18 protein-coding genes are annotated in these 14,693 nt (G+C 66.7%); 5 read left to right on the forward strand and 13 right to left on the reverse strand.

Features of this window, described 5'->3' with window-relative positions:
- Positions 1–3 precede the first annotated feature (3 nt).
- The 13 genes from rplQ to H7I57_RS03985 all read right to left on the reverse strand — a co-directional run bounded on the left by rplQ (position 4) and on the right by H7I57_RS03985 (position 9,582).
- The gene (gene rplQ, locus H7I57_RS03925; RefSeq protein WP_264021993.1) at positions 4–591 is read right to left on the reverse strand and encodes a 50S ribosomal protein L17; all 588 of its coding nucleotides are present in this window, start codon (positions 589–591) and stop codon (positions 4–6) included.
- A gap of 90 nt (positions 592–681) precedes the next feature.
- Complete coding sequence (locus tag H7I57_RS03930; protein WP_264021994.1) at positions 682–1,734, reverse strand: DNA-directed RNA polymerase subunit alpha; 1,053 nt, start codon at positions 1,732–1,734, stop codon at positions 682–684.
- Positions 1,735–1,811: 77 nt separating this feature from the next.
- Positions 1,812–2,417 carry a 30S ribosomal protein S4 gene (rpsD, locus tag H7I57_RS03935; RefSeq protein ID WP_264021995.1) on the reverse strand — a complete coding sequence of 202 codons (606 nt, stop codon included), beginning with the start codon at positions 2,415–2,417 and terminating at the stop codon, positions 1,812–1,814.
- Between the two features lie 20 nt (positions 2,418–2,437).
- Positions 2,438–2,854 (reverse strand): 30S ribosomal protein S11, encoded by a 417-nt coding sequence (rpsK, locus tag H7I57_RS03940; protein WP_019512358.1) that lies wholly within the window; start codon positions 2,852–2,854, stop codon positions 2,438–2,440.
- 6 nt (positions 2,855–2,860) lie between these two features.
- A complete protein-coding gene (rpsM, locus tag H7I57_RS03945) occupies positions 2,861–3,235 on the reverse strand; it encodes a 30S ribosomal protein S13 (RefSeq protein WP_264021996.1) in 375 nt (124 codons plus the stop codon).
- Positions 3,236–3,425: 190 nt separating this feature from the next.
- Positions 3,426–3,539 (reverse strand): 50S ribosomal protein L36, encoded by a 114-nt coding sequence (gene rpmJ / locus H7I57_RS03950; protein ID WP_003879483.1) that lies wholly within the window; start codon positions 3,537–3,539, stop codon positions 3,426–3,428.
- Positions 3,540–3,587: 48 nt separating this feature from the next.
- A complete protein-coding gene (gene infA / locus H7I57_RS03955) occupies positions 3,588–3,809 on the reverse strand; it encodes a translation initiation factor IF-1 (protein WP_003418601.1) in 222 nt (73 codons plus the stop codon).
- 224 nt (positions 3,810–4,033) lie between these two features.
- Positions 4,034–4,285 (reverse strand): acyl carrier protein, encoded by a 252-nt coding sequence (locus H7I57_RS03960; protein WP_264021997.1) that lies wholly within the window; start codon positions 4,283–4,285, stop codon positions 4,034–4,036.
- Between the two features lie 6 nt (positions 4,286–4,291).
- Positions 4,292–5,563, reverse strand: a complete 1,272-nt coding sequence (locus H7I57_RS03965) for a dihydrolipoamide acetyltransferase family protein (RefSeq protein ID WP_264021998.1) — start codon at positions 5,561–5,563, stop codon at positions 4,292–4,294.
- On the reverse strand, positions 5,560–6,540 hold the full coding sequence (locus H7I57_RS03970) for an alpha-ketoacid dehydrogenase subunit beta (protein WP_264021999.1): 981 nt from the start codon (positions 6,538–6,540) through the stop codon (positions 5,560–5,562). Before H7I57_RS03970 ends, H7I57_RS03965 begins: the two co-directional genes overlap by 4 nt.
- Positions 6,537–7,517: a pyruvate dehydrogenase (acetyl-transferring) E1 component subunit alpha gene (gene pdhA / locus H7I57_RS03975; RefSeq protein WP_264022000.1), complete on the reverse strand. Its 981-nt coding sequence runs from the start codon at positions 7,515–7,517 to the stop codon at positions 6,537–6,539. The genes H7I57_RS03970 and pdhA overlap by 4 nt, the downstream gene beginning before the upstream one ends.
- Complete coding sequence (acsA, locus tag H7I57_RS03980) at positions 7,514–9,307, reverse strand: acetate--CoA ligase (protein ID WP_264022001.1); 1,794 nt, start codon at positions 9,305–9,307, stop codon at positions 7,514–7,516. Before acsA ends, pdhA begins: the two co-directional genes overlap by 4 nt.
- Positions 9,304–9,582, reverse strand: a complete 279-nt coding sequence (locus tag H7I57_RS03985; protein WP_264022002.1) for a hypothetical protein — start codon at positions 9,580–9,582, stop codon at positions 9,304–9,306. Before H7I57_RS03985 ends, acsA begins: the two co-directional genes overlap by 4 nt.
- A gap of 160 nt (positions 9,583–9,742) precedes the next feature.
- On the opposite strand from H7I57_RS03985, the gene H7I57_RS03990 reads away from it, so the two are divergent.
- From H7I57_RS03990 to H7I57_RS04010, 5 genes are all read left to right on the forward strand, one after another.
- Positions 9,743–10,159 (forward strand): PNPOx family protein, encoded by a 417-nt coding sequence (locus H7I57_RS03990; protein WP_264022003.1) that lies wholly within the window; start codon positions 9,743–9,745, stop codon positions 10,157–10,159.
- Positions 10,160–10,376: 217 nt separating this feature from the next.
- Positions 10,377–12,041, forward strand: coding sequence for an NAD(P)/FAD-dependent oxidoreductase (locus tag H7I57_RS03995; protein WP_264022005.1), 1,665 nt, complete (start codon positions 10,377–10,379; stop codon positions 12,039–12,041).
- Complete coding sequence (locus H7I57_RS04000) at positions 12,038–12,370, forward strand: ATP-binding protein (protein ID WP_372510117.1); 333 nt, start codon at positions 12,038–12,040, stop codon at positions 12,368–12,370. Before H7I57_RS03995 ends, H7I57_RS04000 begins: the two co-directional genes overlap by 4 nt.
- A complete protein-coding gene (locus H7I57_RS04005) occupies positions 12,345–13,802 on the forward strand; it encodes an ATP-binding protein (protein ID WP_264022006.1) in 1,458 nt (485 codons plus the stop codon). The genes H7I57_RS04000 and H7I57_RS04005 overlap by 26 nt, the downstream gene beginning before the upstream one ends.
- Positions 13,799–14,674 (forward strand): LLM class F420-dependent oxidoreductase, encoded by an 876-nt coding sequence (locus H7I57_RS04010; protein ID WP_264022007.1) that lies wholly within the window; start codon positions 13,799–13,801, stop codon positions 14,672–14,674. Before H7I57_RS04005 ends, H7I57_RS04010 begins: the two co-directional genes overlap by 4 nt.
- Positions 14,675–14,693: the final 19 nt, after the last annotated feature.

Consider the following 14,693-nt stretch of genomic DNA (forward strand, 5'->3'; position numbering starts at 1 on the left):
TCGCTAGGACTTCGTGTCATCCTCAGCCGGGGTCTCGACCTCGGCCTCGTCCGCAATCGGCGTCTCCTCGACGGCTTCGACCTCCTCGGCCGTCGGGCCCTGGGCCTCTTCCGGCTCGACCGCCGCCTGCGGTACGGCCGCTGCGGCGACCGGCTGCGAAGACGACGCGACGCCGGGTCCACTGTCGCCGCCGGAGCGGCTCCGGCGGGCCCGGTCGGCCTCCGACGTCACCGTCTTCTCCCGCACCAGTTCGATGACCGCCATGGGCGCGTTGTCGCCCTTGCGGTTCTCGACCTTGATGATCCGGGTGTAGCCACCGGCACGATCGGAGAAGAACGGACCGATCTCGGCGAACAGGATGTGCACGACGTCCTTGTCGCGGATCTTCTTCATCACCTCACGCCGGTTGTGCAGCGTGCCCTTCTTGGCGTGGGTGATGAGCTTCTCCGCGTACGGACGCAACGCCCGGGCCTTCGGCTCGGTCGTCTTGATGCGGCCATGCTCGAAGAGCGACGTGGCCAGGTTTGCCAGCAGCGCCTTCTGGTGCGACGACGACCCGCCGAGGCGAGGACCCTTAGTGGGCTTGGGCATTGCGACTATCTCCTAAATGGGGCCGGTCCCCGTATCAGGTAGGACCGGGACGGATCGGGCGGGTGAAGCTGGGGTGGGAATATGCCCTGCTTAGAGCTGTTCGGTCTCGGCGAAGTCCTGGTCGGCGTCCAGGTCGTAGCCTGCATCGCTGTTCCAGGTGCCGGTGGCGACGTCGTAACCGGCGACCTCCGACGGATCGAAGCTGGCCGGGCTGTCCTTGAGCGACAGACCCAGCTGGTGCAGCTTGATCTTCACCTCGTCGATGGACTTCTGGCCGAAGTTGCGGATGTCCAGCAGGTCGGACTCCGTGCGGGCCACGAGCTCGCCCACCGTGTGCACACCCTCGCGCTTGAGGCAGTTGTACGACCGGACGGTCAGGTCCAGGTCGTCGATCGGCAGCGCGAAGCTGGCGATGTGGTCGGCCTCGGCAGGCGACGGGCCGATCTCGATGCCCTCGGCCTCGACGTTGAGTTCCCGTGCCAGACCGAACAACTCGACGAGCGTCTTGCCCGCGGAAGCGAGCGCGTCACGGGCGCCGATGGAGCTCTTGGTCTCGACGTCGAGGATCAGCTTGTCGAAGTCGGTGCGCTGCTCGACGCGGGTGGCCTCCACCTTGTAGGTGACCTTGAGCACCGGCGAGTAGATGGAGTCGACCGGGATGCGGCCGATCTCGGCACCGGAGGCCTTGTTCTGCACGGCAGGGACATAGCCGCGGCCGCGCTCGACGACCAGCTCGACCTCGAGCTTGCCCTTGTCGTTCAGCGTGGCGATGTGCATGTCGGGGTTGTGCACGGTGACACCTGCCGGCGGGACGATGTCGCCCGCGGTGACCTCACCGGGTCCCTGCTTGCGCAGGTACATGGTGACCGGCTCGTCCTCCTCGGAGGACACGACGAGACCCTTGAGGTTCAGGATGATGTCGGTGACGTCTTCCTTCACTCCCGGGACGGTGGTGAACTCGTGCAGCACGCCGTCGATGCGGATGCTGGTGACTGCCGCGCCGGGGATCGACGACAGCAGCGTGCGACGCAGCGAGTTGCCGAGGGTGTAACCGAATCCGGGCTCCAGCGGTTCGATGACGAACTGGGATCGGTTCTCGGCGATGACCTCTTCGCTGAGTGTGGGGCGCTGAGAAATCAGCATGTTTTTCTTCTTCTCCTTCTCGGCAACCGCTATTTGATGCCGTTAGGTGATCCACGACCCGTTTGGGCCGTGAACGTTTACTTCGAGTAGAGCTCGACGATCAGCTGCTCGGTGAGCGGGATGTCGATCTGGGCGCGTTCGGGCAGCTGGTGCACGAGGATGCGCTGACGCTCGCCGACGACCTGCAGCCAGCCCGGGATCGGCCGGTCGCCCGCGTTGGCCCGAGCGAGCTCGAACGGCAGCGTGTTGATCGACTTTTCCTTGATGTCGATGATGTCGTACTGCGAGACGCGGTAGCTGGGGATGTCGACCTTCACGCCGTTGACGGTGAAGTGGCCGTGGCTGACCAACTGACGCGCCATGCGACGGGTGCGGGCGAGTCCGGCGCGGTACACGACGTTGTCGAGCCGGCTCTCGAGGATGCGCAGCAGGTTGTCGCCGGTCTTGCCGGGCTGACGGTTGGCTTCCTCGTAGTAGCGACGGAACTGCTTCTCCATCACGCCGTAGCTGAAGCGGGCCTTCTGCTTCTCCTGCAGCTGCAGGCGGTACTCGCTCTCCTTGATCCGCGCGCGGCCGTGCTGGCCGGGCGGGTAGGGGCGCTTCTCGAACGACTGATCTCCACCGACGAGGTCGACGCCGAGGCGGCGCGACTTGCGGGTGACGGGTCCGGTGTAACGAGCCATGAGTTTTTTCTCCCTATTCCCTAGACCCGGCGCCGCTTGGGCGGACGGCAACCGTTGTGCGGCTGCGGGGTGACATCGGAAATGGCGCCGACCTCGAGACCGGCGGCCTGCAACGAACGGATCGCGGTCTCACGACCCGAACCCGGACCCTTGACGAAGACGTCGACCTTCTTCACGCCGTGCTCCTGCGCCTTGCGCGCGGCGTTCTCGGCGGCGAGCTGCGCGGCGAACGGGGTGGACTTACGCGAGCCCTTGAACCCGACGTGTCCCGACGACGCCCAGGCGATGACGTTGCCCTGGGGATCGGTGATCGAGACGATCGTGTTGTTGAAGGTGCTCTTGATGTGAGCGGCGCCGTGCGGGACGTTCTTCTTTTCCCGACGACGGGTCTTCTGACCCTTCTTGGCGGCGGTGCCGCCCTTCTTTGCCTGTGCCATCCGGGGTTACCTGGCCTTCTTCTTGCCGGCGATGGTGCGCTTGGGGCCCTTGCGGGTACGCGCGTTGGTCTTGGTCCGCTGGCCGCGCACCGGCAGGCCACGGCGGTGCCGCAGACCCTGGTAGCAGCCGATCTCGATCTTGCGGCGGATGTCGGCCTGCACCTCGCGGCGCAGATCACCCTCCACCTTGAGGCTGCCCTCGATGTAGTCGCGCAACTGGCTGACCTGATCGTCGGTCAGGTCCTTGGTGCGCTGGTCGCGGCTGATGCCGGTCGCGTCCAGGATCTCCTGGGAGCGGGTGCGGCCGATGCCGTAGATGTAGGTCAGTGCGATCTCCATGCGCTTGTCGCGCGGGAGGTCAACGCCCATAAGTCGGGCCATGTGTGCCATTCCTCGTGTTCTCTGCGGAGGTCTGATCCCAGTCCGTTCCCGTATCGATGTAGCCCCGGGGTCCGGCCTCCGTGCCGGACGTGACGAGGGCCGTATGCCCTCGGTGGTGCTGGGAGGTCTTCATTCAGTTGTGTAATGCGCGGAAGGCCTCAGCTGTGCTGTCTGGTCTTCGCGCAAGCGCTCATCCCTGCCGCTGCTTGTGGCGCGGATCGGAGCAGATCACCATGACCCGCCCATGCCGGCGGATCACCCTGCACTTGTCGCAGATTGGCTTGACGCTCGGGTTCACCTTCACGGCTCGTTCGATCCTTCTGTGCTTCTTGAGTGTGGGATGTCTGTGCGGTTACTTGTAGCGGTACACGATGCGGCCGCGGGACAGGTCGTAGGGCGAGAGCTCCACCACGACGCGGTCCTCCGGGAGGATGCGGATGTAGTGCTGCCGCATCTTGCCGCTGATGTGGGCGAGCACCTTGTGTCCGTTCTCCAACTCAATGCGGAACATCGCATTGGGCAGAGGCTCGACCACGCGGCCCTCGACCTCGATGGCACCGTCTTTCTTGGCCATACTGTGTAGCGATCCTTGCTTTCGTTTCGTATCGGCTTGTGGGCCATTCGACACAGCCTTCGTCCGACTCGAGAACGTGAGCCGGATCCGGGCAATTCCCGTATATCTTGGACGGGAGTCCTGACAGGCACGCAAGAAGTCGGCGCGGAAGCCGCACCGTTGATCCATGTTACTCGCAGACTGGCCGGGCCCAAAATCTGCGCGGAACGGGTGCCCGATCGCCGCTAGGGCTTGCCGTGTTTCTCGACGTAATCGACGATATCGCCCAGCGTGCGCAGCAGCTTGTAGTCGGCCTCGGGGATGTCGACATGTAATCGCTTGTGGATCCGGACGAGGAAGTTCAGCCAGTCCATCGAGTCGAGATCCACTTGATCCCGCAGCAGCGCGTCGTCGCGGATGTCGTCCGGCTCGACCTCGGGGGCGATCGTCGTCAGTTCCGACAGGATGTCTTCACGGATGCCGTGTTCGTCGTTCATGCGTTGTCACTTCTCCAGGAGTTCGGGCTGTTGAAGCAGTTCGTTGACCGCGGCCAGGAACAAGGCGCCGCGATGCCCGTCACTGGCTCGGTGGTCGGCCGCCAGCGTGGCCTGCACGGTGGTGGCGATGCGGATACCGCCGTCGACCGCCCGCACCCGCGGTGCCGGCTTGCCGAATCCCACGAGCGCGACCTGCGGTGGATAGATCACTCCGAACACCGTGTCCACGCCCTGGTCTCCGAGGTTGGTGATCGTGATGGTGGGGTCCGACATCTCCGAACTGCGCAGCGACCCGGCCCTGGCGCGAGCCACGAGGTCGGTGAGACCACTCATCAACTCGTCGAGGTTCTTGTCGGCGGCGTCGTGGATGGCCGGCGCCACGAGGCCACCTCCCCTCAGCGAGATGGCGACGCCGACATGCGCCTTCCCAACCGGTTCGAACCCGTCATCTCGCCAGAAGCCGTTGAACTCGCCGAAACGCTGGGCCGCGACGGCGACCGCCTTGATCTGCAGGACGGCCGGCAATACCCGCTCGGTGATGGTCCGTTCGGCATTGCGGCCGGCGAGCCAGTCGAGCGCCGGGTCCATCAGGACCTCGTCGGCCAGGTAGTAGTGCGGGATCTCCCGCTTCGACCGGCTCATCGCGGCCGCGATCGAGCTGCGCATCGCGGCGCCGCGTCTGGCGGCGAGTTCCCTGGGTGACAGTGACGTGGCCGGTGTCGCATCGGCTTTCGGCAGCGACGTCGGCTGAGGTGGCGGCGCCTCGGCAGCCGTCTCGATGTGGGCCGCGGCGTGCTCCACGTCGCTGATGACGACGGCGCCCTGCGGGCCGGTGCCGGTGACGGCGTCGACGTCGACGCCGAGGGACGCCGCGAGGCGGCGCGCGGCCGGCGAGATCCACCGACGGTGGGCGCCCCCGGGTTTGGGACCCGCGGTCGGAGCCGACTTGGCCTCCCCTGGTGCCGGCTCGACGACCGCGGGCGGTTCGATTGAGGTGGGGCGGGTGATCACCGGCGGTGCCTGCGCTGTGTCGGCCGACTCGCCGGCTTCCAGCAGCGTAGCCAGCGGCGTGCCCACCTGGACGGTCTGGCCGACCGGCACGAGCAGATCACCGACGGTACCGTCGTGCCAACACTCCACTTCGACAGCGGCTTTCGTGGTCTCGACCACCGCGACGACCTGACCGCGGGTGACGGTGTCACCGGGCTTGACCAGCCACTCGTTCAGCGTCCCCTCGTCCATGTCGGCGCCGAGTGCGGGCATCTTGAACTCGATCATGACTGGTCACCGAACAAGGACCTGACCGCCGCGACGATGCTCTCCTTCTGCGGCAACGCCGCCTGTTCAAGGTGTTTGGCATAGGGGATGGGCACCTCGGCACTGCACACCCTGACGACGGGGCCGTCGAGGTCGAAGAACGCGTTCTCGACGATCTGGGCGCTGATCTCGCCCGCCAGACTGCCTGTGCGCCACGCTTCGTCGACCACGACCGCGCGGTGGGTCTTGCGCACCGAGTCGATGAACGTGCCGGTGTCCAGGGGCCGCAACGACCGCAGGTCCACCACCTCACAGTCGATGCCGGCCAGCGAGAGCTCGTCGGCCGCGTCGATGACCTTGGGAAGGGATCCACCGTAGGTGATCACGGTGACGTCGGATCCGCTGCGGCGGATCGCTGCTCGCGAGATGTCCTGGGGTGTCAGGGATTCCACATCCATCGTGGTGTTGTACAACTGCACGTGCTCGAAGATGACCACCGGATCCGGGTCGGCCAGCGCGGTGGGCAGCATCCCGTAGGCATCCTCCACCGTGGCCGGGGCCACCACCTTGATGCCCGGGATGTGGGCGAACCAGCCCTCCAGGCTGTGCGAGTGCTGGGCGGCCAGCTGACGGCCCGCCCCCGTCGCCATCCGCACCACCAGCGGGACCGAGAACTGGCCGCCCGACATGTGCCGCAGCGCCGCAGCGGTGTTCACGATCTGGTCCAGCGCGAGCAGGCTGAAGTTCACCGTCATGACCTCGACGATCGGGCGCAGCCCGCCGAGCGCGGCACCGATGCCGATACCGACGAAACCCAGCTCCGACAGCGGGGTGTCGCGGATGCGGTCGGGTCCGAACTCCGCCAGCAGACCCTTGGACGCGGCATACGTTCCGCCGTAGGCGCCGACGTCCTCACCCATGAGCACGACGCGCGGGTCGGCGAGCATGGCGTCACGAATCGAATCGTGCACCGCGGTGCGGTATGCCGTCTTGTTCATCGCACCGTCTCCGCCACCGCAGGTGTCATCACGTCACGGGTGAGGTCCTCGACGGGTTCCCAAGTGCCGGCCTCGGCGTAGGCGACGGCGTCGGCCAGCTCCTCCTCGGCGGCGCGGCGGATCGCGGCGACGTCGTCGTCGGTGAGCGCGCCCGCGGTCAGGCATCGCTCGGTGAACGTGGCGATCGGATCACGTTCACGCCAGTGCTCGACCTCCGCCTTCCCGCGGTACAACTCGGGATCGAACATCGAATGCGGGCGGAACCGATACGTTCGGAACTCGAGGAAGAACGGGCCGCCGCCGTTGCGGACGTGGTAGGCCGCCTGCTCTGCGGCGGCTTGGCAGGCGAGCACATCCATGCCGTCGACCGCCAGCGCCGGTATCCGGTACGACGCCGCCTTCGCGGTCATGTCGGTCTGCGACTGCTCGACCGCGATGGCGGTTCCCATCGCATAGAGGTTGTTCTCGCAACAGAACAGCACCGGCAGTTTCCAGAGCTCGGCGAGGTTCAGCGACTCGTGGAAGGCGCCCTCGGCCACCGCGCCCTCGCCGAAATAGCAGGCGGTGACGCGTGGGTTGCCCAGCTGCGCATCGGCCAGTGCCAGACCGACCGCCAGCGGCAGACCACCGGCGACGATCGCGTTGCCGCCGTAGAAGCGGGTACGCGCGTCGAACAGATGCATCGAGCCGCCCCGCCCGCGTGAGCAGCCCTCCTGCTTGCCGAACATCTCGGCCATGATCTTGGTCATCGGGATTCCGCGCAGCAGGGCATGCGCGTGATCGCGGTAGGTGGCCACCACCGCATCCTCGGCTTCCAGCACTCTCAGCGACCCGGCGGCCACCGCCTCCTCGCCGACATACAGATGCAGGAATCCGCGGATCTTGGCCTCGCCGTACAACTCGGCGCACTTCTCTTCCATCAGCCGCACCCGCACCATGTCCGACAACAGCGCTGTCGCCACGTCGTGGTCGATCACGATGGCACCGCCTCGGTATCGGAGCTGTCCTTGGTCTCGATCGTTGATATATCGCCCTCGGGCAGGCCGAGTTCGCGGGCCTTCAACAGCCTTCGCATGATCTTCCCGCTGCGGGTGTGCGGCAGTGCGTCGGCGAACTCGATTTCCTTGGGAGCCACGGCCGCGCCCAACCGTTTTCGGGCGTGGCCGAGGAGCGCCAGCCGGAGCTCCTCGTCGGCGGTGAAACCGTCCTTGAGCGTCACGAAGGCCTTCACGACTTCGCCGACGGTGGGATCGGGCATGCCGATCACCGCTGCCTCGGCGACCGCGGGGTGGTCGGTCAGGGCGTTCTCGACCTCGAACGGCCCGATCAGGTGGCCGGCGGACTTGATGACGTCGTCGGCCCGCCCGACGAACCAGAAGTAGCCGTCGGCATCACGTTTGACCAGATCGCCCGAGAGGTAGAAGCCGTTCGCGAAGCTCTTGTCATATCGCTCCTGCTGATGCAGATACTCCCGGAACATCGAGGGCCAACCGGGTTTGAGCGCCAGCTCACCTTCCACATCGGGTTCCTCGACGACCGACACCGTGCCGTCGTCGAGACGGCGGACGACCGAAGCCTCGACGCCTGGCAGCGGCCGTCCCATCGATCCGGGCTTGATGTCGAACGCGGGGGTGTTGGCGACCATGATGCCGCCGGTCTCCGTCTGCCACCAGTTGTCGTGAATCGGCAGGCCCAGCACCCGTTTTCCCCACCACACCGCCTCGGCGTTCAGCGGCTCCCCCACGCTGGCGATGAATCGCAGACTCGGGAACCGGAACCTCGCCGCGAGTTCCGGCCCGGCCTTGATGAGCATCCGGATGGCCGTCGGCGCTGTGTACCACACCGTGACGCGCTCGGTTTCCAGGATGCGGTACCAGCGTTCGGCATCGAACTCCGCTTCGTCGACGATCGAGGTGACGCCGTGCAGAAGAGGTGAGATCACGCCGTAGGACATACCGGTGACCCAGCCGGGATCGGCTGTGCACCAGTAGATGTCGTCGTCGTGCAGGTCGAGGGCGTACTGCCCGGTGACGTAGTGCATCGTCACCGCGCCATGCACATGCAACGCACCCTTGGGGGTGCCGGTGGTGCCGCTGGTGAAGTGAAGCAACGACGGGTCGTCGGCGGTGGTGTGTTCGATCGGGGCGTCGTCGGTGGCGGCGTCCATCCGGCGCCAGAACCCCAAGGTCCCCGGCTCGTCGTCGCCGGCGTGGCTGTCGACGATGAACACGTGCCGCAGCGAGGTCAACCGGTCCCGTATCTTCGCGATCTTCCTGTCGTAGAGCGCTTTCGTGGTGACCAGCACGTCGGCTTCGCCGATGTCGAGCCGGGTCGCTATCGGTTCCGGACCGAAGGCGGAGAACAGGGGCGAGACGACGCTCCCGTTGCGCAGGGCGCCGAGGATCGTGATGTACAGCTCGGGGCAGCGACCCATCAGGGTGAAGACCCGGTCGCCCTTGGTGATGCCGACCGCCCGCAACACGTTGGTAAACCTCTTGGCAAGGCTTGCGAGTTCGGCGTAGCTGAGGTCCCGGGTGGTCAGCGTGCCGTCCTCGGCGGCGGACACGAAACGCAACGCGGTCCGGGAGGCCGTCGGACCGTCGGCGTGCCGGTCGACCGCCGCGTAGGCGATGTTGCAGCCGCCGTCACCCATGCCGGCGCAGACGTCCGGCGCGTTGGCCCAGTCGAACGCTGTACGGGTCTTGTCATAGTCGGTGAAGTTCGGGACGACACGCCAGTCCTCGGCGGTCTTGTGGATGACGGTCATGGCTTTCCCTGCGGGCTCGCCGATGGCAGGATGCCTTCACGCAGCGCGGGGGCGATGTTGGCCATGACCCGGTCGAGTAACGCGTTGTAGGCCGTCCCGTCGTCATGCAGCGCCCGGTAGCCGGCCCGACCGCTGTGGCGGCGGAGGAAGGCATCCAGGCGTCGGTCGATGGGCCAATCCACGTAGATCGCACCGGCGAACTCCGACCGGAGGAACTGCCACGCCACCTCGTCGAGCTGAACTGCGGCTCCGTCGGTGCGTTCGGTCGTTGCCATGGTGACTCCTCTGGGCGGGGCGATCCAGCCCATCGTTTCCAAGCCCAGGGGCCGGCGATAGAGACGAAAGTCACTACGGGGTCGAACAGGTGCCCTAGGTCACCACTCGGTTGTCCGAAGGTCCCTGCCCGTCGGCCGGCGGGTCGACCAGCATCGAGGAATGCCCACCAACGCGATCAGACACGTCAAAGACGCCGTGCGGACGTTCAACAAGCACGTGCTCAACCCCGCGATGATGCTGTTGGCCGGTCGCAGGCACTGGTACGCGTCAGTGATCCGGCATACCGGACGTCGCTCCGGCAAGACTCACGCCACCCCGGTGGTGGCCGACCGGGTGGCGGGCGGCTTCGTCATTCCGTTGCCCTATGGCACCGGTGTCGACTGGCTCCGCAACAGCCTCGCCTCCAGCAGCGCCACGCTCACCGTCGGTGGGCAGACTTTTGAGGTGGTGAATCCGCAGATCCTCGGGGCGACGGGCGCTGCGGCGCAACTCTCGCCACGCCGGCGACGCGTCTACCGGCGCTTCGGCATCGACCACTTCGTCAGGTTCGACGTGGCCAATCCATCCGGTGAGTAGGCAGGCGGCCACAGCAGACGCACAAAGACGGGAAATGATGGCCGCGCCCGCTGCGCTCCCCCCGTCACCTCGGTGCGCAACCATCAATCCCGTCATGCCGAACCTAGGCGCACCAGCGGTGCCCGCATAGGGTCTTTGGGCCCCGGTTCGCGACCTGCGGCCGCACTCCTGTCGGTCGTCCTATATCTGCTGGACGGTGGGCGCATACTTGTTGTCGATGACAGGCCTTGCCACTGCCCCCCGCAAACCCGTGATCTTGACCGTCGACGACGACCCTGCGGTGTCGCGCGCCGTCGCCCGCGACCTGCGCAGGCATTACGGCGAGAGGTACCGCATCGTGCGCGCGGAGTCCGGTCCCGACGCCCTGGAGACGCTCAACGAACTGAAGCTGCGCGGTGAGACGGTCGCGGTGTTCGTCGCCGACTACCGGATGCCGCAGATGAGCGGTATCGAGTTCCTCGAGGCCGCGATGGACATCTTCCCGATGGCCAGGCGGGTGCTGCTCACCGCGTACGCCGACACCCACGCCGCGATCGACGCGATCAACGTCGTCGACCTCGACCACTACCTGCTCAAGCCGTGGGATCCGCCGGAGGAGAAGCTCTACCCGGTGATCGACGCGCTGATCGAGGCGTGGCGGGCCACCGGCGACCGCGCGATCCCCCACACCAAGATCGTCGGCCATCCGTGGAATGCGCGATCCTCCGATGTCCGCGAGTTCCTGGCCCGAAACCGGTTGTACTACACATGGTTTCGCTCCGACGAGCCGAAAGGCGCTCAGCTTCTGGAAGCGGCGGGCGAGGACGGGCTGACGCTGCCGGTCGTGATCACCGAGCAGGGTGAGACGCTCGTCGACCCCACCGACGCGGAGCTGGCGGCGACCCTGGGTCTGACGACCACCCCGGCGGGCGATTTCTACGACCTCGTCGTGATCGGCGGCGGGCCCGCCGGGCTCGCCGCGGCGGTCTACGGCGCCTCCGAGGGCCTCAAGACCGTGCTCATCGAACGCACCGCCACCGGCGGTCAGGCCGGCCAGAGTTCCCGCATCGAGAACTACCTCGGCTTCCCCGACGGCCTGTCCGGATCGCAGCTCGCCGAACGTGCCCGCAGGCAGGCCGAGAAGTTCGAGGCCGAGCTGATCACCGCCGCAGAGGTCACCGCACTGGAGATCGACGGCGTCGCCCGCACGGTGCACCTGTCCGACGGCCGGTCGATCGGCACCCGCGCGGTGATCCTGGCGATGGGCGTGGAGTACCGGCAGTTGCCCGCGGAGGGTTGCGAGGGGCTGACGGGCGCAGGTGTCTACTACGGCGCGACCACGTCGGTGGCCTCCGACTGCGACGACGACGAGGTCTACGTCATCGGCGGCGCCAACTCGGCCGGGCAGGCGGCGATGTACCTGTCCCGCACCGCGAAGTCGGTGACGATCGTCAGCAGGCGCACGCTCGAGGACTCGATGTCGCACTATCTGATCCAGCAGATCAGGGCGCAGGACAACATCAAGGAGCTGCCGAACACCGTCGTGCACGCGGTCAAGGGCGACGGTCACCTGGAGGGCATCTGCCTGGAGAACACCACGACCGGTGCCCGCGAGGAGTTCAGCTGCGGGCGGATGTTCATCTTCATCGGCGCCGAACCCCGCACCGAGTGGCTCGACGGCGTCGTGGTGCGCGACGACCACGGCTTCATCCTGTCGGGGCCGGATCTGCGTGACGTCAGCGGTTGGACGCTGGATCGGCCGCCGCACCATCTCGAGTCCAGCGTGCCCGGAGTCTTCGTCGCCGGCGACGTGCGGGCGGAGTCCGCCAAGCGGGTGGCCGCCGCCGTCGGCGAAGGGTCGATGGCGGTGATGCTCGTGCACCGGTATCTGGCCGAGACATGAGCGCCTGCGACATCGCGGAGTTGCGCGGCCTGTTCCGCACCCGCCACGAGCAGGACAGAATTCGCGTCGAGGTGTGCGACACCGGACGCGGAATACCCGCCGATCAGCTGGTCATGGTGTTCGACCCGTTCTTCACCACCAAACCGTTCGGGGACGGCACGGGACTCGGGCTCGACATCGCGGCCCGGATCACCGATCGGCACCGCGGCAGCCTGTGGGCGGAATCAATACCCGGCGATTCGCGTTTCATTACCTCACTGCCCCTTACGGTCGAGCCCCGCAAGGTCATAGGAAGGACCACGTATGGGCGAGAAGTGCCTGCCCGATGAGCTGCGCACCCTCTTCTTGTTCGAGTCGCTGACCGACGAACAGTTGCAGACGCTGTGCGACAACGGCCACATCGCGACCTACGAACCCGGTCCGATCCACACCGAGGGTGACCCGGCGACGTGCTTCTACGTCCTGATCGACGGCGAACTGGTGATGTCGAAACGCTCCGGCGGGGTCGACATCGAGACCAACAGGACCTCGCAGCGCGGCGTGTACTGCGGCGCCTGGTCGGCCTACATCCCCGGCGAGGAGCACGTCTACCAGGCGACGGTGCGGGTGACCCGCCCGTCGCGGTTCTTCGTGTTGGACGCGCACGCGTTCGCCGAGTTCATGCAGAAAGAGTTCCCGATGGCGGTGCACCTGCTGGAGGGACACATGGTCGGCGGGCTGCGGCAGCGGCAGATCCTGGGGCAGCGGGAGAAGCTGCTGGCCCTGGGGCAGCTGTCGGCGGGGCTGACTCATCAGCTCAACAACCCCGCCGGTGCCACCGCCCGCGCGGTGGCAGACCTGCGCGAGGGGGTCGGCAAGATGCGCCACAAGCTGGCGATGCTCGCCGACGGTAAGTTCACGCCGGCCGCGCTGAAGGTGCTCGTCAGCATCCAGGACGAAGTCGCCGAACAGGTGGCCAAGTCGAAGTCGCAGGAGCTCACGGCGCTGGAGACCTCCGATCGGGAGGACCAGATCGGGGACTGGCTCGAAGAGCACGGGATCGCCGCCGCCTGGGACTACGCGCCGACCTTCGTGGAGGCGGGCCTCGACGTCGACTGGCTGGAACGCGTCGAGGCGTCGATCGACGACGTCGACTGCTCGGCGACGCTGCCGGGCGCGATCGGGTGGCTGAAGTACACCATCGACAACGAGTTGCTGATGAACCAGATCGCCGAGGCGAGCAAGCGGATCTCCGCGCTGCTCGCCGGCGCCAAGCAGTACTCGCAGATGGACCGCGCGCCCTATCAGACCGCGGACATCCACGAGCTGCTGCACAGCACGCTGATGATGTTCGGCGGCAAGATCGGCAAGGACACCCCCGTCAAGCTGGTCAAGGAATACGACAAGACCCTCCCCGAACTGGGGTGCTACCCCGGTGACCTCAACCAGGTGTGGACCAACATCATCGACAACGCGATCCAGGCGATGAACGGGCAGGGAACGTTGACGATCCGCACCATGCGCGAGAACGAGGGCATGATCCGCGTGGAGATCGGCGACGACGGTCCCGGCATCCCGGAGGACATCGTCGATCGGATCTTCACGCCGTTCTTCACGACGAAGCCGTTCGGCGAGGGCACCGGGCTCGGCCTGGATCTGGCGTGGCGGATCGTGGTCGAGAAGCACCACGGCAACATGTCGGTGCAATCACAGCCAGGGGATACCAAGTTCATCGTCTGCCTGCCGCTGCAGGCGCCGGCCCCGGAGATCCCGGGGAGATGACGAAACCCGATCTCGGCAGGTTCGGCGTGTTCGGCCACTACTCCCAGTGGCAGCAACTGACGCCGGCACAGCTCAGAGAAATCGAAAGCCTGGGCTACGGCGCGATCTGGGCGGGCGGTTCGCCCGCGGCCGACCTGCCCTGGGTGGACACGCTGCTCGAGGCGACGGACACGCTGCAGGTGGCCACCGGCATCGTCAATATCTGGACCGCCGCCGCGGGCCCGATCGCCGAGTCGTTCCACCGCATCGAGGCCGCCCATCCGGGCCGGTTCCTGCTCGGCATCGGCGTCGGGCACCCGGAAGCCGGCCACGAGTACCGCAAGCCCTACGACGCGCTGGCCGAGTATCTCGACAAGCTCGACGAGTACGGCGTGCCGAAGCACCGCCGCGTGGTGGCCGCACTCGGCCCGCAGGTCCTGAAACTGTCCGCGCGGCGCAGCGCGGGTGCGCATCCCTACCTGACGACGCCCGAGCACACCGCGCAGGCACGCGAGCTGATCGGACCGGACGCATTCCTGGCACCTGAGCACAAGGTGGTGCCCACTACCGATGAGCGCTTCCGCGAAGAGCATGTCACCGACGCGGAACAGGCCCGCGCCACCGGCCGCAAGGCACTGGCCATCTACCTGAACCTGACCAACTACCTGAACAACTGGAAGCGGCTGGGTTTCAGCGACGACGAATTGGCTAAACCCGGTAGCGATCGGTTCGTCGACGCGGTCGTCGCCCACGGCACCGCCGAGCAGATCGCCGCACGTCTGAACGAACACATCGACGCGGGCGCCGACCACGTGCCCGTCCAGATGCTCACGTCACCTGACAAGCTGGTACCGGCGCTCGCTGAGCTGGCCGGGCCGCTGGGACTGAGCTGAACGTATCGAAGGGGGCACC

Source organism: Mycolicibacterium pyrenivorans (assembly GCF_025821625.1).
In the GTDB taxonomy this organism is placed as follows: domain Bacteria; phylum Actinomycetota; class Actinomycetes; order Mycobacteriales; family Mycobacteriaceae; genus Mycobacterium; species Mycobacterium pyrenivorans.

Coding starts and splice junctions, on each gene's coding strand:
- H7I57_RS03990 (WP_264022003.1), top strand. CDS start 9,743: ATGCCCACCAACGCGATCAGACACGTCAAAGACGCCGTGCGGACGTTC.
- H7I57_RS03970 (WP_264021999.1), bottom strand. CDS start 6,540: ATGAACAAGACGGCATACCGCACCGCGGTGCACGATTCGATTCGTGAC.
- H7I57_RS04010 (WP_264022007.1), top strand. CDS start 13,799: ATGACGAAACCCGATCTCGGCAGGTTCGGCGTGTTCGGCCACTACTCC.
- H7I57_RS03965 (WP_264021998.1), bottom strand. CDS start 5,563: ATGATCGAGTTCAAGATGCCCGCACTCGGCGCCGACATGGACGAGGGG.
- rpsM (WP_264021996.1), bottom strand. CDS start 3,235: ATGGCCCGACTTATGGGCGTTGACCTCCCGCGCGACAAGCGCATGGAG.
- rplQ (WP_264021993.1), bottom strand. CDS start 591: ATGCCCAAGCCCACTAAGGGTCCTCGCCTCGGCGGGTCGTCGTCGCAC.
- infA (WP_003418601.1), bottom strand. CDS start 3,809: ATGGCCAAGAAAGACGGTGCCATCGAGGTCGAGGGCCGCGTGGTCGAG.
- H7I57_RS04005 (WP_264022006.1), top strand. CDS start 12,345: ATGGGCGAGAAGTGCCTGCCCGATGAGCTGCGCACCCTCTTCTTGTTC.
- H7I57_RS04000 (WP_372510117.1), top strand. CDS start 12,038: ATGAGCGCCTGCGACATCGCGGAGTTGCGCGGCCTGTTCCGCACCCGC.
- H7I57_RS03985 (WP_264022002.1), bottom strand. CDS start 9,582: ATGGCAACGACCGAACGCACCGACGGAGCCGCAGTTCAGCTCGACGAG.
- rpsD (WP_264021995.1), bottom strand. CDS start 2,417: ATGGCTCGTTACACCGGACCCGTCACCCGCAAGTCGCGCCGCCTCGGC.
- H7I57_RS03930 (WP_264021994.1), bottom strand. CDS start 1,734: ATGCTGATTTCTCAGCGCCCCACACTCAGCGAAGAGGTCATCGCCGAG.
- H7I57_RS03960 (WP_264021997.1), bottom strand. CDS start 4,285: ATGAACGACGAACACGGCATCCGTGAAGACATCCTGTCGGAACTGACG.
- H7I57_RS03995 (WP_264022005.1), top strand. CDS start 10,377: ATGACAGGCCTTGCCACTGCCCCCCGCAAACCCGTGATCTTGACCGTC.
- acsA (WP_264022001.1), bottom strand. CDS start 9,307: ATGACCGTCATCCACAAGACCGCCGAGGACTGGCGTGTCGTCCCGAAC.
- rpsK (WP_019512358.1), bottom strand. CDS start 2,854: ATGGCACAGGCAAAGAAGGGCGGCACCGCCGCCAAGAAGGGTCAGAAG.